This window comes from Dongia sp., assembly GCF_041909655.1.
Taxonomy (GTDB): domain Bacteria; phylum Pseudomonadota; class Alphaproteobacteria; order Dongiales; family Dongiaceae; genus Dongia.
On record NZ_JAYRDA010000004.1, the window covers coordinates 85,898 to 105,783 of the forward strand.

General features: G+C 63.6%; 15 protein-coding genes. 1 reads left to right on the forward strand and 14 read right to left on the reverse strand.

Translation table 11 applies throughout. The features are described 5' to 3' along the window. Positions 1 to 41 precede the first annotated feature (41 nt). Positions 42 to 710, forward strand: a complete 669-nt coding sequence (locus ACE3PR_RS09360) for an alpha/beta hydrolase (RefSeq protein WP_374370965.1) — start codon at positions 42 to 44, stop codon at positions 708 to 710. 33 nt (positions 711 to 743) lie between these two features. Here ACE3PR_RS09360 and ACE3PR_RS09365 read toward each other — a convergent pair whose 3' ends face one another. The 14 genes from ACE3PR_RS09365 to ACE3PR_RS09430 all read right to left on the reverse strand — a co-directional run bounded on the left by ACE3PR_RS09365 (position 744) and on the right by ACE3PR_RS09430 (position 19,816). Continuing rightward, entirely contained in the window at positions 744 to 1,244 is a 501-nt protein-coding gene (locus ACE3PR_RS09365) for a molybdopterin-dependent oxidoreductase (RefSeq protein WP_374370968.1), read from the reverse strand. Position 1,245: 1 nt separating this feature from the next. Continuing rightward, complete coding sequence (locus ACE3PR_RS09370; RefSeq protein ID WP_374370970.1) at positions 1,246 to 2,094, reverse strand: SDR family NAD(P)-dependent oxidoreductase; 849 nt, start codon at positions 2,092 to 2,094, stop codon at positions 1,246 to 1,248. A 94-nt stretch (positions 2,095 to 2,188) separates the two neighbouring features. Beyond that, on the reverse strand, positions 2,189 to 3,538 hold the full coding sequence (locus ACE3PR_RS09375; RefSeq protein WP_374370972.1) for an alanine racemase: 1,350 nt from the start codon (positions 3,536 to 3,538) through the stop codon (positions 2,189 to 2,191). A 17-nt stretch (positions 3,539 to 3,555) separates the two neighbouring features. Then, the gene (locus ACE3PR_RS09380) at positions 3,556 to 4,494 is read right to left on the reverse strand and encodes a sugar kinase (protein WP_374370974.1); all 939 of its coding nucleotides are present in this window, start codon (positions 4,492 to 4,494) and stop codon (positions 3,556 to 3,558) included. A 172-nt stretch (positions 4,495 to 4,666) separates the two neighbouring features. After that, positions 4,667 to 6,718, reverse strand: a complete 2,052-nt coding sequence (locus ACE3PR_RS09385) for a methyl-accepting chemotaxis protein (RefSeq protein ID WP_374370977.1) — start codon at positions 6,716 to 6,718, stop codon at positions 4,667 to 4,669. 15 nt (positions 6,719 to 6,733) lie between these two features. Then, positions 6,734 to 7,528 (reverse strand): carbonic anhydrase, encoded by a 795-nt coding sequence (locus ACE3PR_RS09390; RefSeq protein WP_374370979.1) that lies wholly within the window; start codon positions 7,526 to 7,528, stop codon positions 6,734 to 6,736. Positions 7,529 to 8,550: 1,022 nt separating this feature from the next. Then, entirely contained in the window at positions 8,551 to 9,813 is a 1,263-nt protein-coding gene (locus ACE3PR_RS09395) for a PepSY-associated TM helix domain-containing protein (RefSeq protein ID WP_374370980.1), read from the reverse strand. Between the two features lie 68 nt (positions 9,814 to 9,881). Further along, positions 9,882 to 10,562: a Fe2+-dependent dioxygenase gene (locus ACE3PR_RS09400; RefSeq protein ID WP_374370982.1), complete on the reverse strand. Its 681-nt coding sequence runs from the start codon at positions 10,560 to 10,562 to the stop codon at positions 9,882 to 9,884. Positions 10,563 to 10,644: 82 nt separating this feature from the next. Beyond that, positions 10,645 to 13,209 carry a TonB-dependent siderophore receptor gene (locus ACE3PR_RS09405; protein ID WP_374370984.1) on the reverse strand — a complete coding sequence of 855 codons (2,565 nt, stop codon included), beginning with the start codon at positions 13,207 to 13,209 and terminating at the stop codon, positions 10,645 to 10,647. 205 nt (positions 13,210 to 13,414) lie between these two features. After that, the gene (locus ACE3PR_RS09410) at positions 13,415 to 14,377 is read right to left on the reverse strand and encodes a DUF4880 domain-containing protein (RefSeq protein WP_374370986.1); all 963 of its coding nucleotides are present in this window, start codon (positions 14,375 to 14,377) and stop codon (positions 13,415 to 13,417) included. A gap of 125 nt (positions 14,378 to 14,502) precedes the next feature. Continuing rightward, positions 14,503 to 15,015, reverse strand: a complete 513-nt coding sequence (locus ACE3PR_RS09415; RefSeq protein WP_374370987.1) for an RNA polymerase sigma factor — start codon at positions 15,013 to 15,015, stop codon at positions 14,503 to 14,505. A gap of 105 nt (positions 15,016 to 15,120) precedes the next feature. After that, the gene (locus ACE3PR_RS09420) at positions 15,121 to 16,545 is read right to left on the reverse strand and encodes an efflux transporter outer membrane subunit (RefSeq protein ID WP_374370989.1); all 1,425 of its coding nucleotides are present in this window, start codon (positions 16,543 to 16,545) and stop codon (positions 15,121 to 15,123) included. An 8-nt stretch (positions 16,546 to 16,553) separates the two neighbouring features. After that, the gene (locus ACE3PR_RS09425) at positions 16,554 to 18,551 is read right to left on the reverse strand and encodes a MacB family efflux pump subunit (RefSeq protein WP_374370991.1); all 1,998 of its coding nucleotides are present in this window, start codon (positions 18,549 to 18,551) and stop codon (positions 16,554 to 16,556) included. Beyond that, positions 18,548 to 19,816 (reverse strand): efflux RND transporter periplasmic adaptor subunit, encoded by a 1,269-nt coding sequence (locus tag ACE3PR_RS09430; protein ID WP_374370994.1) that lies wholly within the window; start codon positions 19,814 to 19,816, stop codon positions 18,548 to 18,550. The genes ACE3PR_RS09425 and ACE3PR_RS09430 overlap by 4 nt, the downstream gene beginning before the upstream one ends. Between the last annotated feature and the right edge of the window lie 70 nt (positions 19,817 to 19,886).

Sequence of the window (19,886 nt, forward strand, 5' to 3'; positions counted from 1 at the left end):
GCGGTCAACTCATTGAAATAGATCGGCGAATTGGACAAGAGATGCCTGAAATCATCATGAACGGGCCGGAAGGCCGGCTGGAAGGCCGGTATCAGCAGGCGACGACACCCAATGCGCCCATCGCCCTGATGCTGCATCCGCACCCGCAGCATGGCGGGACGATGAACAACAAAGTCGTCTACACCCTTTATCAGTGCTTCCAGCAGCGTGGGTTTTCTGTCCTGCGGTTCAATTTCCGCGGCGTCGGCCGCTCCCAGGGCAAGTTCGATCGCGGCGAAGGGGAATTGTCCGACGCGGCGGCGGCGCTCGACTGGCTGCAGACCTGGAACCCCAACGCCCCGCAATGCTGGATCGCCGGCTTCTCCTTCGGCGCCTGGATCGGCATGCAGCTGCTGATGCGCCGGCCGGAGATCTCGGGCTTCATCTCCGTGGCCCCGCCCGCCAACATCTACGATTTCAGCTTCCTCGCCCCCTGCCCCTCCTCGGGCCTGGTGATCCAGGGCGACCAGGATACGGTGGTGCCGCAGGAATCCGTGCAGAAGCTGGTGACCAAGCTCACCCACCAGCGCGGCATCAAGATCGATTACCAGATCGTCCCCGGCGCCTCGCACTTCTTCACCGAGCATCTCGACGAGTTGACGCGCATCTCGGACACCTACCTGGATGCGGCTCTGCCCGAGGTGGCGGCCAAGGCGCGGGCGGGGAAGTAAAGACCAGGACGCGCTGCCAGGAGTACGGCGCCGTCAGTTCGCCGTCATGATCCTTAGTTCGATGAGCTCCCGCACCCATCGGCTTTGGTGACGGTCTTCCGGGGCCACGATCTGCAAGGGGCCCTGGCCGTCCGGCAGGGGCGTGCCGTCCTGTTTGTCGGCCACGATGAAATCCTGATGATCGAATTCCGGCAAGGCGAAGACGGCGATATAGCCGTCGGCGGCTTTGGCCTGCAAATACTTGGCCGCGTGCTCTCCCTTGAAGGCTTCCTTCAAGGGCACGCCCGCCATCTCCAGAAGGACCGCCAGATCGACGCCTTCATATTCATGGCTGTCGCCGGATTTATCCTTCGCGGCAATGGCAGTCCGCGGCAATGCCTCAAATTCGGCGCGCGACAGACGAAGGGCGGTCGTGACATTCCCATCGACCTTGAGCAGGACGTCTTCCGCGGATCCTGGCGTGGCGCAGGCGCCGACAACCAGAGCGCATATCAGAACCAACAGGCGGTTCAACGAGCGGCAGTACTGGATCACCTCAGCTCCCCACAAATTTCTTGAAGGCTTCGCCGTAATCCGGATGCCAGCGCGACAAGGGCGGGCGGTTTTCGACAATATCGCCCGCCGCCCAGAGGATGCGCTTTTCATCGAGTGCGCGCGGCACGTCGTTATCCGGGCAGAGGATATAGAAATCGCCCTTGGCGAGTTTCTCCATCATGAACGCGGCGGTCTGGTCGGCGGTCCAGGCGCCGGCCGGCTTTTCGGTGCGGCCGCCGGCGGCCAGCTCCGTGTAGACGAAGCCGGGGATGAGGAGATGCGCCGTGAGGCGGCAGTTCGGCGTGTTGCGCAATTCATGCTGCAGGGCTTCCGTCACGACTTTCACCCCCGCCTTGGAGACATTGTAGGCGGGATCGCCCGGCGGGGTGGTGATGCCCTGCTTCGATCCGGTATTGATGATCAGCCCTGGCCTGCCACGCGCGATCATGCCGGGCACGAAGGTCTGGATGCCGTGAATGACACCCCACAGATTGACATCCAGCACGCGCGCCCAATTCTCCGCCGGCCCGAAGATGTTGCTGCCGGGCTGGACGCCCGCATTGTTCATCAAAACATCCACGCCGCCGAACCGGTCGCGGACCGCATCCTCGAGGCGGCGCAGGTCCTCGAGACGGCTGACATCCGCCGCGACGGTCAGCACATGATCCTTGCCGCCCGGAGAAATGTCGGCAATGGCCTGGCCGGCGGAGGCCAGCCTGTCGTCGCCGAGATCAGCGATGCAGATGCGCAGGCCGAGCCGCGCAAAACTTTTCGCCGCGGCAAGGCCGATGCCCGCCGCCCCGCCCGTCACGAGGACGACTGAATCGGATGCTAGCTTTGAATATGACATTTTGGTGCTCCCTGGGCAGGCTTGGCTGTTGTCGATGCCATCAGATCGCGGCCGGCACAAGGGGGCAAGAGGTTACCGCCGTCACATCGGGCGGTCAGAATTGCGTGGTGACAGCACCCGTCACCGACCAATCGTCGTCGGCGAGATAGATCATGCGCCAGCGATCGAAGGTGGTGCAGGGATGCGAGATGCCGCAGGCGATGAGGTCGCCCACGCGCAGTTCGTCATCGGCACCCATGGCCAGATAGGCATGCTGGTCGTTCATGCCTTTCACTGACCAGCCAGACAGCGCCGCTGTAGGCTCTTTGTCGACGCCAGGCCGATAGCGCCAGACGGGCCTGGGAAGATCGATGTCGAAGGAGGCGTCGCGCTTGCCCATGGTGAGGATCGCGAGCCCCGGCTCGGGGCGCGACTGCACCATCGACCACACGAACAAAGCCGGCCGCAGGCGGCCCATGCGCCGCCACGCTTCGGGGATGCGACCTTCGATGCGGTCGAAGATATCGTCATAATAATGGGAATCGTGGGTGAGGTAGCAGCCGCTCCGGATGACGACGCGCGTTTTCTTGGTGAGCCGGATTTCGGCGAAGCGCCGCGCCACCATGTCGAAATAGGCCGAACCGCCCGCTGTGAGAAGGACTTCTTCGGATCCGAAAGCGGAACGGCTGTCGGCCGCCCTCGCCGCTTCGATCACGAAGTCGAGGAAGGCGCCGACCTTGCGCTCATCCGCTTGCGCGTCCTCGGAATGCACGAGACCTTCGAAACAGGCGACACCTTCCAGCGACAGGCTGGCGGCGCATTGCGCCAGGGCATCGAGCGTGGCGCTCACCTGATCCATCCTGCGGCAGCCGGTGCGCCCACCCATCATGCCGACTTCCAGCAGCACCCGCAGCTTGCCGCCGAGACCAGCAGCGCCGGCGAAGTCATGCAGGCGGCGGACGCCTTCCGCTGAATCGACATAGCTCCAGAAGACGAGATCGGGACAACGCCGCAGCAAGGCGGCGGCACCCGCCACATCCGCGCGCGAGACCATCTGATTGGCCATCAGGATGCGGCGACAGCCGGATTCCGCAGCTACCATTGCCTGCTGGATGGTGGCGACTGTCAACCCCCAGCAACCGTTCCCGGCCTGAAGCGCAAAAAGCTGCGGACTCATGGTGGTCTTGCCATGCGGCATCAAATAGGCGCCGGTATGCGTCAGGAATTGGCGCATCCATTGGCCATTGTGGTCGAGGGCCGAACGCAGGAGGACCGCCACCGGATAGGGCGTGTCGCCGCGCAGCAGATTGAGGCCCAGTCCGCCGATGCCGGCCAGGGTGGTTGCCGGCAGATGTGCCGGAAAGCCCTTAGTGATGCCGTCGATCTTGCCCACGCCAACCTTCGCCAAAGCGGCATCGATGGCTGCCTGGTCGAAACCATCCATGGAGGTGTCGCGGCTCGGCATGGCTGAATCCTGTCTCACTAAATCGCTAGCTGATGTTGCGCCATTTCCGCGTGGAAATCCGCTTTTGGGACGATGGCCCCACGATGCCCGACGACGATGCCGGCGCAGGCATGGCCAAGCTGCGCGGCAACCGGCAAGGTGGCACCACCCAGCAAGGCGGAGAGAAACCCGGCATTGAATGAATCCCCCGCCGCCGTCGTGTCGACGACCCGCGCGAGGGGTGGCGCGGGAATATGCGCGCGCCTGCTGCCATCCGATATGAGACACCCACGGGCGCCATCCTTGATGATGACAACCGGCGACCCCGCATGGTGGATCAGGCCGGCCGCCTCTTCCATGCCGGTTACGCCATGGAGCGCCCGTTCGTCATCGAGACTGGCGAGCACGATATCGCTCAAGGCCAATTGGCGGCGGAATTCCCGCCGCGCCAACTCGACCGAGCTCCAGCCGCGCGGCCGGTAATTGTCGTCGAAGGCAACCTTGCCGCCTTTTCCACGGAACTGCCGCAGCAACTCGAACAAACGATCACGGCCATCGTCGCCATAGAGCGAGAGCGAGATGCCGGTCAGATAGAGCCAGTCATAGCCCATCAAAGCGGCGCATAGCTCATCGCGATGGGTATCGGTGAAGATCTCGCGCGCCGGCGCACGGTCGCGCCAGTAATAGAAGCTGCGCTCCCCCTGCGCATCGAGTTCGATTGTGTAAAGCCCCGGCACGCGGCCCGGCAGGCGCCGCACCAGGCCGGTGCCGATGCCTTCATCCTGCCATGCCGTCAGCATGCTCGTGCTGTAGGGATCGTCACCGAGCGCGGTTACGTAATCGACCGCGACACCGAGGCGCGCCAGATAGACCGCCGTATTGAGTGTGTCGCCGCCGAAGGCTAGCCGGCGCAATTCGGCAGCACCATTCACCGCCGACAATTCGATCATGCATTCGCCGATGGCCGCGATCTTCATGCCCGGCAACCCCGCGGATTCCGGCGCGTCCCCGCCGGGGCAAAGCCGCATGACTTCTGCATCTCGATCCCACCCCAGCGCTTCGCAGCAACGCGATCATGCTCTTGATGACCTTAAGTACCGCGTTACTCAACGCGGGATCAAGCGCTGCCTGCAGGCCCGTCCGGGCTCGTCAGAGATTGCGGACGGTGTGGAGGAAGCTGTCGACTTCCGCGCGCAGGGTTTCGCCATAGCGGCTGAGTTCGGTGGCGGCGGTCAGGACCTCGGTTGAGGCGGAACTGGTGAGGCGCGAAGCCTCGGTCACGCCGACGATGTTGCTGGTCACCTCGCCGCTGCCCATGGCGGCCTGCTGCACGTTGCGCGAGATTTCCTGTGTCGCCGCCCCCTGCTCCTCGACCGCCGAGGCGATGGTGGTGGAGATCTCGTTCACCCGGTCGATGGTCTGGGTGATGTTGTGAATGGCGGTGGCCGAGCTTTCGGTCGATTCCTGGATCGCGCGGATCTGGGTTCCGATCTCCTCGGTCGCGCGCGCGGTCTGCGTCGCCAGGGTCTTCACTTCCGAGGCAACGACCGCAAAACCCTTGCCTGCCTCGCCGGCCCGGGCCGCTTCGATTGTCGCGTTGAGCGCCAGCAGATTGGTCTGGCCGGCGATCTCGTTGATGATGGTGACGACATCGCCGATTTTCTCCGCCGCCGCCGCCAGTGCCTTCACCTGGGCGTTGGTGTCGTTGGCCTGATTGACGGCCTGGCCGACGATGCGGGTCGATTCCGTCACCTGGCCGCTGATCTCGCGGATCGAAGCCGACAATTCCTCGGTCGCAGCCGCCACGGTCTGGACGTTCTGGGTCATCTCCTCGGCCGCGGCGGAAACCGCGTTGGATTGCTGCGAAGTTTCCTCGGCCGTCGAGGAGAGCGATTGCGCCGTCCCCTGCAATTCGGTGGCGGCGGAACCGACCGCGTTCACCACTTCGGCGATCACCTTGTCGAACTTGCTGACTTCCTCTGCCATGCGCCGGGCACGTTCGACCTGACGGTCCTGCTCGATCTGCTGTTCCGCGCGCAGGCGCTCGGCGGCGATCATGTTCTCCTTGAAGACATGGAGCGCACTCGCCATCTGGCCGACCTCGTCCTTGCGCGCCGCACCGCGCACGGTGACATCACGCTCGCCGGTGGAAAGGCGCCGCATGACTTCCGCCAGCGACATGATCGGCACGGAGATGCCGCGACCGATGATCCAGGCGATCGCCAGACCGAGCACGAAGCCACCCAGGCTGAAACCAATGGCGATCCATTCACTTTCCGTAACGATGCCGCGGATTTCCTCGGCGATGCGCGTTTCTTCGGCCTCGGCGTCGGTCTTCACTTTCTCGGCCAGGCCGATCATTTCCTCGCTGGCCTCGGCGATGCTCTCATGGACCAGCACCTCGATCTCTTCATCCAGCGCCTCGCCGGATTTGAAGGCCGCCTCGTAAGCCGGGACCAGGGCCTTGGCATCGTCGAGCTCAGCCTTGTAACCGGCATTGGCGGAGACCTTCTCCAATTGCTCGAGGCTCTTGGTAAGAGCGTGGAAAGCTGCCTCCGCCTGTTCCGCCGCCGCCGCTTCGTGGCGGTCCAGCAGCATGTTGACATAAAGCCGCGCCGTCATGGCTTCGCGAAGCGCGTCGCCGGCGAGAATGGCCGCGTTGCTGTTCCCTTCCCTGGTTGCCTTCTTTTGAATGGCTTCGAGATCGGCCACCAGCTTGGGTGCGACCACGCCCAATGTCTCGGTGGCGAGCGTCACGCGCTGCGCCTCGAGTTCGGTCGATTTCTCGAAATCGTCGACGATGACCGTGAGCTTGGTGGAAATCTCGCCGAGTTCCGCGCGCTCGGCATCGGTATCGGCCACTTTCAGCGCCGCCTCGATATCGGCCGCGATGGCCTGCTCGTACCCGCGCACCACCTCGATTTCGGCGGCATCGCCCGTGCGAATATAGGCATCGACATGGCTGCGCAATTCGAGGAGGTCGCGCTCGATATTGGCGGCATCGCCGAACAATTCGACGGCCGTTATGTACTGCACCAGATCCTTCGAGATGCGGCTGAAGCCGACAATGCCGGCCGCCGCGACGATGGCCAGCACCAGAAGCACGCAGGCAAAACCCAGCAGCGTCTTGGTCAGGATCTTCAGGTTCTGAAAGGTACTCGTTCGTTCCGCGACCGCCATATCGCTTGAGAGCATCGACATCGTCGTCTCCTCGGGTCAGATGGATTCCAGCAAAAAGCGCCGATTCATCCCCTGCACCGGGCGCGCATTCGTCGGAAAGAGTTTTGCGAATTGCTCGATCTGGCCGGGTGAGGCCTCGATCGGCTGTTTGAACACCGTCCACAGCACACCCTCGGAACAAGGCGGCGTGGTGAGCGAGCCCTGATAGCGGAAGAAGCCGCGCTCAACGGGCAGCAGATCGGCGGGCGAGATGGTGACACCCGTATCGGTCTCGGGCGTTTCTTCCTGCGGCATCGCGGCCCAGATGGGGGCGAGGCCCGGATTTTCGGCGCCGGATTTGAAGAAGACGCCGAGCACCGCGAGTTGCCCCGCCGAGGATTTGTGGACGAAGTGGACTTCGAGATCGAAGCTCTGGCCCGAGAGCAGATGCTCGCTCGGGTGATGGAAATGGAATTGCAGGAGATCGAAGCGCTGGCCGTCGATATAGGTGACCGAGCCCGGCGCGCAATTCACCTGGATGGTATGGCCGTTATGGAGGATCTTGAGCGGCAGCGGCTGGAACATCGGCGACACACCGGAAAGCTGCGCGCGGATGGCACCTTGAATATCGATCGGTGTTTGCTCGAAACCCAGGGAGCAGACCTTGAATTCCGGCGAGAGTTCGCCCCATTGATCGGGACCACCTTCGCCTTCATAGGTCCAGTGCGGGCCGGCATGCGCGCCCGCGGATTGGGCGAGCGCCGGAGATCCAATGAGCGCCGTGCAGATTGGGCACAAGGCACCCGATATGGCGAGCGATTGCAAAACGCGGCGACGCGAGAACCCTGACATTGCTCTACCCCTTTGCTGGCTGAGCCCCACGTCAGATTTACGTCAGTACAATTAAATTTGAATTAATGGAAAACGCGCGCGTTTACGTGCCGGCGCGCCTCGTTGTCACGCGCGCGGCAGGCCGACATGGCGCGGGCATGACAAGCGAGGTGGTTGAGCGTGCGGGACTAGGCATCGCTATGCTGGCTTTCTCTCTATGCCGTCGTCTTTCTCCCGCCGCTTGATGCGGCCGCTCACGTGGAATCGCTCGGACAGGTTGGCCGCGTACCTCGCGGCCGGCGGGATCCCTTGACCGATGGGATCGCGGGGTCCCATTCACCTTTAGGGACCTAAGGAACCCCGATCACCGCCGGGGTCAGCGGATGCCGGTTCTCCCACGGCACAAGGGGCTACCGGCTATCCCACGGCGCAAGGGGCCGCCGGCTATCCCACGGGGCAAAGGGGGGGCCGTTTCACCGCCCGGCCCAGGCGGGGATCGATCTCACTCGATCCGGCGGTCCGGACTGGCCCCGGACGGAAGCGGTATCGCGTGTCTTAAACCGACACGCCCCAACCGCCGGGGGGTTGCGGCCCTGCGCCACTTAAGAACCCGGTCCGATTGGAGCGAGCTCCCAGTTTGGCCTGCGCCGCGCGGCAACCAAGCGATTCCAGATGACCGGCTCAACTACGGCGAAAGCCGCAGGGCAGGTTCAGTCCGTCAAATCAGTCAGTGCTTTGGGTGTTCAGGTAATTTCGATCTGCAGATCGTGCGCGCAATTCCCATAGTACGATATTCCCACGGCCCTTGTCAAGAACAAAATAGGAACAAACACCTTTCGCCGCCTCCGCCACCACTCCTGCGTCATGCCCGGGCTTGACCCGGGCATCAGTCCGCAACTGACGGGCCTCACCCGGTCGCCCCTGATCCCCGGGTCAAGCCCGGGGATGACGGTGTTTTTCGGGGAGAGGTCCGGGGATGACAACGTTTTCTGGGGTCAAGCTCGGGGTGACAACCTTTTCCATGGCCGGGCCTAACGGCGTTTTTACGCGCTCGCGGATGACGGCGTTTTTGGCAGATTCGGGGATGCGGTTTGGAGTGCCTCACGTTCGCGCGCGGCTTTTTGCCTGCGCTGGCGCTTCATCCACCAGAGGGTGATGCCGGTGATCGAAAAGAGCAGCGGCAGCAGGCCGGAGAGGAAGACCAGGAATTTCCAGATCGGCCCCCAGCCCAGCCCGTAATGCAGCGGGCGCTGATAGAGGGCGAAGGTCTCGCCGGCATTGTACCCCGCCGGATCGCGCGCCTCGATCACGCGGCCGGCATAGGGATCGACGAAAACGTTGGTGTTGAACATCGGCCCGTCCTGATCCGGCCGGGCGAAGGAAAAGCGATAGGGCTGATTGGCGCGGACAGGCAGCGAGATGCTTTGCAGGCTCTGGTCTTCCGCCACGGCCTCGAAAGCGAGTGCCAGGGCAGCGCCCGGCGTGACCACGGTGATTCCGGCGACCGGCTTCACGGTGACCGCATTGGGCCGCAGGTCGCGGACCGGCGAGGCGAGACCGACGGTCGCATTGATCGGCTGTGGATAGACGATATAGACGCCGGTGAAGCTGACGATCAGGAAGACGCCAAGGCTCCAGAAACCGAAGGTGTTGTGAAGATCCTTGTTAAAACGCAAGGTCGTCGCGCCCCGCTTGATGGTAAGCGCCTGGCGCCATTGTCCACCGCGCCATTGATCGAGCCGCGGCCACCACATGATGATTCCCGAAATGCCGAGAAACACCATGACGATGCCGAGCCAACCGACGATGTCGCGGCCAAGGCCGGGGATCATCAACGAGCCATGAAGGCGGTGCATCACGCCCATGAAGCCGCCCTGGCGCTGATTGCCCTGCCGCACCTCGAGCACCTTGAGCGAAACGGGATCGAGGGTGACGCTGGGGCCGCTCATACCGCCAGGGCCCATGCCGCCGGGGCCCATATTGCCTTGTTGCCCCTGCTGGCCCGACTGGCCGCTCGGCGCCGGCGCGAAGCGGATGGTCGCTGGGCCGCTTTCCTCACCCGTCCCCAGGGTAACCATCGAAGGCAGAAAACCTTCGCCCGCCGCCGCCTGGGCAGCGGCGATCATGACATCGAGCGGTGCCGGTTCGCCCGCCGCGACGATCTGGCTTTCACTCTCGCCGAACCAATCGCCGAAATCGTCGTGGTAGACGAGGATGCTGCCGGTGAGGCCGAGCAACACCAGTGGAATGCAGAGTGTGAGTGCGAGCCACAGATGGATCTGTTGCAGGACCTGGCGAAACGTCATGCGGGGCTTTTTTGCGCTGGCTGAATTTGGCTTGGCCATGATCGATCCTGTTGCGTGATTGCGCGCGGTCAGAGATTCGCCCAGCGGCGAACGAGGTTGTGATAGATACCGGTCAAGGGCACGACCGAGCCATGCTGCGGCGTATCGGCGGCGAGGCGCTGAATGGCGCGGTCGAGTTCGAAGAGCAGGCGCCGTTCGCCATCGTCCTGCACCATGCTTTGCAGCCAGAAGAAGGACGAGATGCGGTGCCCCCGCGTGATCGGTGCCACCGCATGAAGGCTGCTGGAGGGATAGAGCACCATGTCGCCGGCCGCGAGCTTCACATGATGGGTGCCGAAAGTGTCCTCGATCGAGAGCTCGCCGCCGTCATATTCCTCGGGTCCACTCAAGAACAACGTGCAGGAGAGATCGGTGCGGATCCGCATTTCCGGGTCGAGGCCCTGACGCACGGCATTGTCGACATGAGCGCCGAAGCCGTCGCCCGGCCCATAGCGATTGAAGAGCGGCGGGAAAACGCGCGACGGCAGGGCCGCCGAAGCAAACAGCGCATTGCCTTCGAGAGCGCTGAGGATGAGATCGCCGAGCTCGACGGCGACTGGATCGTCTTCGCGGATCTGCGTGTTGCGCTTGACCTGGGCCGATTGCGGGCCTGCCGTGACGCGGCCATCGACCCAGGGTGCGGCATCGAGAAGTTTGCGGCAATGAGCAATCTCGGCGGAACTCAGTAAAGCGGGAATCTGTATCAGCATGACAATGGCCTGTCTCAAACGCGGTTCCCCACCTGCATTTCTGCAGGTGGGGAAAGGGTGACGAAGATGCGCCCGACGCAGATCAGAAGCGCAAAGAGGTCGTCAATAGGGCGGATCGTCCCGGTCCCGGCGTCACGAAGCCGCCGCCGACCTGGTCGATGTAGAATTCATTGGTCAGGTTGTAGAGGTTGAACTGGAATTCGACATTTTCGGTGAGGTGGTATTGCCCCATGAGGTCGAAGACCCAGTAGCTCGGGATGTTTTCCTCGGTCGTGGCGCCGAAGCGGTATTTGCGCGGTCCCATATAGGTGGCGCCGGCACCCACGGTAATGTTGTCGAACCAGGGCAGGTCGTAAGTGGTCCAGAGCGAAAGCGCGTGTTCCGGCATGTTACGGAAGACCGCGTCGTCACTGGCACTCGCCGCCTCGACGATCTTGCCCTTCATGTAGGTATAGCCGGCCGCGACATTCCAGCCTTCCGAGATTTCGCCATTGAGGCCGAGTTCGATACCGCGCACGCGCTGCTTGCCGGTGACGATGTATTCCGGGGCCGTCGACGTACCCTCGTTGAGAAGCTGGCCGTCTTTTTCGGTCTGGAAGATTGCTGCCGTGACCGACAGCTTCTCGTCCATCAGATCCCATTTGGTGCCAAGCTCGTAGGTCTTGGTTTCCAGCGGTTCCGCCTGATCCTCGGGGATCGTCGTCGAGACCGAAAGATCGGCATCGTTCGGCGTGAAGGACTGGCCATAGCCGAAATAGACGCTGCCATACGAGACCGGCTTGAACACCAGGCCGGTCTGCCAGCTCAGATATTCGTCCTTGTTGCGGAACTTGTCGCCTGCAGCACTCGTGGTGACGGAATCGATCCATTCGTAACGCAGACCCCCATTCACCTCGAACAAATCGTCGAGGAAGGAGACCGTGTCGTAGCCGTAGATCGCCTTGGTATCGCCGGTATATTTGGTACGGGTGGATTTCGAGATGTCGTAATCGACGATGAAATCGTTGTCGGGATCGCTGAGCGAAATGTTGGGCACAGTCGTGTACACGACGCCGTCCTTGCCCAGCATGCGGATCGAGTACGATTGCACGTCGCGCTCTTCGCGGCTGATGTCGAAGCCTACCAGGGCTTCGTGATCGAGCGGACCGGTCGCAAAATCGACGGCGGCCGTGGTCTGGTTGTTGTAGAATTCGTCGTAATAGGTCCGCGCGCCGTGATTGACGTTGACCGTCGGATAGGTGGTCTCGGTGCGGACATGGCCGGCGATCGAGAAGACGTCGCTCCATTGCGCGCGGCTGCGGTTGGCCAGTGTCAGCCAGTCATTGGCCGCCCATTCCAGATTGAGGCCGACCACGTCGATATTGCTGTTCTCCTGCGCGACCTCCGACTGGTGATAGAAATTGTCGCGGTCCACTTCCGAGGGAATTTTATTGTGATAGGTGGGCAGGCCGTAATCGGGAATGTCGTCGGATTCGGCATGCATGTAGGTGATCTCGCCGCTGAACGGCTCGCCGAGGCCGAAGGCGAAGGAAGGTGCGATGCCCCAGCGTTCGCTTTCGGTGACGTCGCGCTCGGCCACCTCGGCCTCGGTCCACAAGCCGTTGAGGCGGAACGCCATGCCGTCGACGCTGGTATATTCCTCGGGGATCGCCTGATTGAGATCGACAGTGACGCGCTTGGTGCCGTCGGTGCCGAGCGAGCCGTCCATGTCATAGAAGGATTCGGCCTTGGGCGTCTTGGTGACCGAATTGATCGAGCCGCTGGCCGAGCCGCGACCGTCCACCGAGGATGACGGGCCCTTGTTCACCTCGATCTGCTCGTAGTTGAACGTATCCTTGAAGCTGCCGATGGTCGCGTCGCGGATGCCGTCGACGAAATTGTCGCTGCGGTTGCCGTCGAAGCCGCGGATGCGGAAATTGGTGCCGCGCTGGCCGCCTTCGCCTTGGTTCATGGTGACGCCGGGAACGGTGCGGAGCGCCTCCTTGAGGCTGCTGATGCCGCGATCCTCCATCTGCTTCTCGGTCACGACGACCACGGTCTTGGGCGTATCGAGAAGCGGCTGGGTGTTTTTCGGCGAGCCCTGGCGGACCGGCTTGTAACCCTCGCTCAGGGGCTGTTCCATCGAATCCGTGACGGTGAGCGGCTGCAATTGCTGGCTGTCGCCCGCGGCGACGCGCTCCAGAGTGACCGTGCCCTGCGCGGTCGGCCGGTAGCCGATACCGGTCCCCGCCAGTAGTGCTGCGAGCGCCTCGTCCGGCGAATAGCTGCCGCTGAGGGCCGCCGAGGTCACGCCGTCGATGAGCGTCGAATCGGCGATGACGGAGATTCCGGAAATCTCGGAATAGCGAATGAGCGCCTGGCCGAGGGGCTGCGCGGCGATGTCATAAGCGGCGGTGGCATCGGCCTGCGCCACCTGCAGACCCATGGCGTTCATGCGCAAGGCGTCGCCATTGCTGAGTTCGGTGAGGCGCTTCTGCCATTCCTGCGATTGCGCCTCGGCCGGTACGGCACCCCCGGCCCCCGCCGCCAGAGCGGTCGAGCCCACGAGCAGCGCGAGATTGAGGTGGAAGCCACGGCGTCTTGCGCCGCTGGAATTAGGCAGGCCGGAAGAGCAGCGGCTTTGCGCCACATCAGTCTGATTGGTCATTACGCGATCCCCATCCCGTGATCTGGATCCGACCGGCAGAGACCGGACGGATGCGCGATCCGCTCTTTAGCGAATCATTCGCATTTGCACCCAAACCCAGAGACGTCCGGGGAAGGCCGCAGCATTACAGGGCGGCGACATTTTTTCCGCGCTGCGGGATGCGTTTCGAAATAATTTAATTAATTCAAATAGATAATATTTTAACTCAGGCGCTCAGGACGAGCGTCACCAGACCACCGACATCGAGGGTGCGGAGGCGGAAGGTCCGCAGGATGGCCGCGAAGGCATCGTCGGCCCGGCGGGTATCGAAATCGCCGGTGACTTTCAAATCGCCCAGGCCCGGCTCGGCGAGCAGGAGATGGCCGGGTCGATAGCGGTTGATGTCGTCGATGACGTCGGCAAGCGCGCTGCGCTCGAAGATCAGCCGGTTCCGCCGCCAGGAAGCGAGATGCTCGGCTGGCACTGGAATTACTTCCCCCAGACCTGCTTCCCCCAGGGCTGCCGTGCGGAGTTCGATGGTCGACAGCGCGCCGACCGGCTGCCGGCGGCCACCCTGCCATTCGACGATGACCTCGCCCGTGAGCACGGAAAGCAGCGCGCGCCGACGCTCGATCTTGAGATTGAAGGAGGCGGCCGATGCCTGCATCGCGCCGAAATCGCATCGCACCGCGAGCGGTCGCTCGCATGAGATGAAGGCCTGGCCATAATCAAGACGGAACGTTTGCGGCATGGCCGTGAACGAGCCAGTGCTGCCGCAATCCAGTTCCAGGAGACCGGCATCGGCGAGGGCGAATTGGCGCCTTTCGCCGATCGCGGTGGCAAGGCCGGGAGTATCACCCATCCAGGCGAAGCCCGCAGCGGCGGCGATTGCAAGGCCGGAAAAACCAGCGAAGACCTGACGCCGGCTGGGCGTGAAACGGTGCAATTTCCGATGCGGCTGGTAGTGGTGCGAGCTGGCCAACTGCCGCCGCAGGATGTCGCCCATGGCATTGTCGACGCGGCCGATTTCCGCGATTTCCTCGCCATGGCGCGGCGTTTCGGCCAGCCAATCCGCGAAAGCGACGCGGTCTTCATCCGAGAAGGCGGTATCGCGCAGGCGCACATACCAGGCGATCGCCGCATCGGAATGCCGCCCACCCACCTGCACGCTTTTCGCTGAATCCTGCATCCCCGACGCTTCCAACATCATCTCTCCGCGGCGGCCCGGCGGTTTATTCGCTGCCTGCCTAGAGTAAGACGAACGAGTCCCCGCTTATTATTACTGCCGGCACAAAAATTTTAAGTTGTGACCGGTCATTCCGGCAAATCTTTCCGGTAGGCCGCGAGCGCCGCCCGGCATTGCGCCAGCGACCGCGTCATGTGAACCATCACGGTGTTCTTGGAAATCCGCAGGCGCTCGGCGATCTCGCCATAGCTCAGCCCCTCCAGCTTGTGGAGGATGAAGATTTCGCGGCCGCGGGGCGGCAGATCGGCGATGGCCTGTTCCAGAAGGGCCAGTTCTTCCCGCGAGAGGGAATGGGCCTCGGCATTTGGGGCCGGGTCGGGATAGGCGGCGATGGCCGCCTCCTCCCCTGACTCGATCCGGCTGCGGCGGATTGCACGGCGGTGATCGATGGCAAGATTGGCGGCGGTGCGGAAGAGATAGGCGCGCGCGTCATCCGGTGCCGCCTTGCCGCCATTGCGCATCAGCCGGTAGAAGGCCTCCTGGGCGAGATCCGCAGCCGTTTCCGAACTGGCGACCCGACGCCTGAGAAAAGCCCAGAGGTCCTTCGAGCACAGGCGAAAGAGGGCGTCAAAATCGATCATCGACCGCGGCATCATCCGGTTTTCGGGGAGCGAAGGCCGCTTAACTAACAGCTAATAAGAATTATTCGCAATTAAATTGTAATATTCTCCCCCGGCCTGTGGGTATTACGCCTCGGGTGCCGGCTGTTGCCAGCCGCCGCCCAGCGCCTTGTAGAGCTCGATCGCGGCCTGCATCTGCTGGAGGCGCAATTGGCCGAGGCTGTCCTGGGCGTCGAACAATGTGCGCTGGGCGTTGAGCAGTTCGATCAAATCGACCGAGCCGGCGACATAGCGTGTGTTGACAATGCGGAAAGCGATCTCGGCCTGCTCGACCTGGACTTCCTGCAAGCGCACCTGCTCGCGGAGCGAGCGCACCAGACCCAAAGCATTCTCGACATCGGAGAAGGCGGTGAGGATCGAAGCGCGATAGGTGGCGATCAATTCCTCGCGCTGGGCGATGGCGAGGTCTTCCTCGGCGACGAGGCGGCCGCCATCGAAGATCGGCTGGGCGAGGCTGCCGGCGATGCTGTAGGCGGCACCGGCCGGGCCGAACAGGGTCGAGAGCGCGGCGGTTTCCAGACTGAGCACGCCGGAAAGATCGAGGCTGGGGAAGAAAGCGGCGCGGGCGGCCACGACACTGGCATCAGCGGAGGCGAGATTGGCCTCGGCCGAGGCGATGTCCGGGCGGCGCTGGAGCAATTCCGAGGGCAGGCCACCCGCCACCAGCGGCACGTTGAGCCCGTCCAGCGAATGCGCGGCGATCGCGAGATCCTGGGGATTGCGCCCGAGCAGCAAGGCCAGCGCCGATCTGGCTTCAAGCTCCTGCTGCACCAAAGGTGCCAGCACCGCCTCCTGCGCCGCGACCACGCCGCGCTGCTGCGCGAGATCGGCCGGCGAGACGGCGCCGAGGCGCGTCTTCGCCTCGACCACGCCCAGAATGTCGCGCGCATTGGCAAGGTTGTTGTCGGCGATGGCGATCTGTTCGCGGAGCGAAAGAATGCTGAGATAAGTCGAGGCGACACTGGTGGTGACGGTCAAGGCGACCGTCTGGCGGTCATAGGCGCTGGCGCGCAGGGATTCCAGAGCGGCCGTGCGGTTGGCGCGGTTGCGGCCCCAGAAATCCGCCTCGTATGACGCGCTGAGCGAGAGGCCGAAGGAATCGGTATGGACATCGGTGCCGCTTGAGATGTTGTTCTCGTCGCGATAGGCGCCCTCGTCCAGAGGCCCGCGCCGGCTGGCATCGGCGCCCAGGTTGATCTGCGGCCAGAGATCGGCGGAGGTGGCGCGTGCCTGCGCCTCGACCTGGGCGATGCGGGCACTTGCGGCGGCGAGATCGAGATTGTTGGCGCGCGCCTCTTCCATCAGGGCATCGAGCTCGGTACTGCCGATGTGGTGCCACCAATCGGCGGTCGGCCAGGAATCGGCGGCGATCGGAATCGGCGCCGCCCAGGCAACCGGCGTCTTGATGACAGGCTCGGTCGGCTCGGCGATGAGATCGCAGCCACCCAGCAGCAGGAGCAGAAGAAAAGCGGAAAAACCACGGGAATGCATCGCAGGGGTCACTCGCTCGACAGGGCGACGACGGGGTTGAGATGGGCGGCCTTGATCGCGGGAGCAAGGCCGAAGACTAGGCCCACCGAAGCAGCACACCCCACCGAGAGCAGCATGACCGGCATGGAGAACGCGATCGACATGCCGAACATCTCAATGACGAAACCGGCGGCAAGGCCGATGGCGACACCGATGATGCCGCCCAGGGCCGAGACGATCACCGCCTCGACCAGGAATTGCTGCAGGATGTTGCGGGTGCGCGCACCCGTCGCCATGCGGATACCGATTTCGCGCGTGCGCTCGGAGACGCTGACCAGCATGATGTTCATGACGCCGATACCGCCCACCACCAGCGAGATGGCCGCGATCGAGCCCAGAAGGATGGTCATGGTGCCGGCGGTGGCGGAGGCCGCCTCGATGATCGAGGCCATGTTGCGGATCTGGAAATCCTCCAAGCGGTGCCGGTCGATGAGCAAGGCGCGGATCTTCGCCTCGACATCGGACATCAGCAATTCGTCCTCGACCGCCACGGTGATGCTGCGGAGATCGTGATCGCCGAAGAGCCGCAGGCTGCCGGTGCCCAGAGGCACGAAGGCATTGTCGTCCATGTCCTGGCCGAAGGAAGCCGCACCCTTGGTGGCCATTACGCCGATCACCTCGAAAGGCGTGTTGCCGATGAGAATGGTCTGGCCGATGGGATCGATTCCGGTGGGAAAGAGATTTTTCACCACGGTCTGGCCCAGCACCACGACGGCGGAAAGAGCGGCGGAATCGGCATCGGTGAAGAAGCTGCCCTCGGCGATGGCCCAGTCGCGGATGATGGGCAGACCATCCGTGGTGCCGGTGACCGAGGTCATGTAATCGCTGTTGCCGAAGCGCAGGGTGAAGCTGCCGTTCTTTTCGGGGACGGCGGCCCGGACATAGTTCAGCTCCTCGATCGCCGTCGCGTCCTCAGCCACCAGCGAGGTGATGCCGGCGGCGGACGGCCCGCGCTGATTGGGCATGCCGGGGCGGATCACCAGCTGGTTGCTGCCCATGGCGTTGATGCGGGCGAGCACGTCGCGTGTCGCCCCCTCGCCCACCGCCATCATGGCAACAACCGAGCCCACGCCGATGACGATGCCGAGCAAGGTGAGGATGGTGCGGAAGATGTTGCGGCGGAGTGCGCGCAAAGCCATCTTCGCCGCCTCATAGGCATCGCCGACGAGGCCGATGCGGCCCAAAGCATGATCCGGCATCATGCCCGCGCTCGCCGGGACCGAGGTCAGCAGGCGCGCACCGCTATCCGACGAGATGAGGCCGTCGGCGATTTCAATGAGGCGGTCGGCATGGGCGGCGACGTCCCGGTCATGAGTCACCAGGATGATGGTGTGGCCAGCCTCGGCCAATTGACGCAGCAGGGCCATCACTTCCGAACCACTGCGGCTGTCCAAGGCACCGGTGGGTTCGTCGGCGAGGATGATGCGCCCGCCATTCATGAGCGCGCGGGCGATCGAGACGCGCTGTTGCTGGCCGCCGGAAAGCTGGTTCGGACGATGTTCCAGGCGTTCGGCGAGGCCCAGCCCACTCAACAGCATTTCCGCGCGCGCATGCCGGTCGGCGAGCGACATGCCGGCATAGATGCCGGGGATCTCGACATTCTCGAGTGCCGTTGCGGTGGCGATGAGGTTGTAGCTTTGAAAGACGAAACCGAAATCGTCGCGCCGCAATTCGGCGAGTTCGTCGCGGCTGAGATCGGCGATGTCCCGGCCAGCGAAATTGTAGCTGCCGGAGCTTGCCGTATCGAGGCAGCCGAGGATGTTCATCAGGGTCGATTTCCCGGACCCCGATGCGCCCATGATGGCCACGAATTCGCCCTGACGGATGGTGAGCGAGATGCCGTGCAGGACTTCGACGGCGAAGCCGCCGCCGGTGACGAAGGTCTTGCGGATGTCCTTGAGTTCGATGAGCGGCGGGCGCCCGGTGTCGAGCGCCGGCGCCGGATCGCGCGCGAAGGCGAGGTTCATGGGAAGCCTCGGAAGCGGCTGCCCCCCGCCGCCTGGTTCGCGCTGCGCTCGCCGACGACCACCTGGTCGCCGGCCTCCAGCCCCTCCAGCACCTCGGCGAGATTGCGGTTCTTGATGCCGATTTTGACGTCGCGCAGCGCATAGCGGCCGGCGGCTTCGGCCACCAGGACCTGATAGCTGCCGGCGGGCGCCGATTTGTCGGCGAGCGGCCGCAAGGCGGCGGTGGGTACCACCAGCGCATTCTCGGCGCGGGCCACCATGAAGGTCACCTGGGCGCTCATCTGCGTCATCAGGCGGCGATCGGGATTTTCGACATCGAACAAGGCGTCATAGAGGATGACGCCGTTCTCCTCGGTTGGGGTGGGAAGGATCTGGCTCAAGGTGCCGCTCCAGCGCCGGTCGGTTTGACCGAGCGTGGTGAAGCTCGCGGGCATGCCGATCGCAAGGCGCGAGATGTCAGCCTCGGAGACCTGCGCCTCGACCGTCATGGTGTCGAGATCGGCAATGCGCATCAGCACCGGGGCCGTCTGGTTGGCGTTGAGGGTCTGACCGAGCCGCGCATCGAGACTGACCACCGTCCCCGACATGGGCGCATAGATGCGGGTATAGCCGAGATTGGCCTCGTTGCCTTCGAGCTCGGATTGGGTTTCCTGGAGGCTGGCCTTGGTGGCGGCGATCTGCGCCTTGGCCGAGCGGAGATTGGCCGAAGCGGTATCGAGCGCGTCCTGGCTGGTGGCATCCTGGGCCATCAGGCTGGATTCGCGTTCGAATTGCTGCTGGGCCAGTTGCAGTTCGGCCTGATAGCGATCGAGCTGGGCACGGAGGTTGAGCAATTGCGCCTGATTGCCGGCGACCTGCGATTTCAATACCCGCGCATCGAGCTCGGCGAGGAGCGTGTCCTTTTCGACCTCGTCGCCCACCTCGACATTGAGCGAGATGATCTGGCCCGAGACCTGGGCGCCCACATCGACATAATCGCGCGGCTGAATCTCGCCCACCGCCGCGACGCTATCCTCGACATTGCCGAGCGTCACCTCGGCGAGAACGTATTGATTGGCGATTGTGGTTTCACCGCGCAGGGCATACCAGGCGACCCCCGCGCCGGCCGCCAGAATCAGCAGCGTCACGATCCACGGCCAGCGCCGGCGGCGGCGCAAGCGGGGCCGGGCCTGGATGTCGAAGGCGAGATCGGGTTCGCTCCGCGTGGTGCTGCCGCCGGGCTGGGCATCATTGCGGAGAATGCGGGAATCGTGCGCGATGGTCATGGTTTTCCGACATGGTTGATCCGGCTGAGTTCAAGCTCAACCCATTGATCGCATGACAGAATTACTGGAG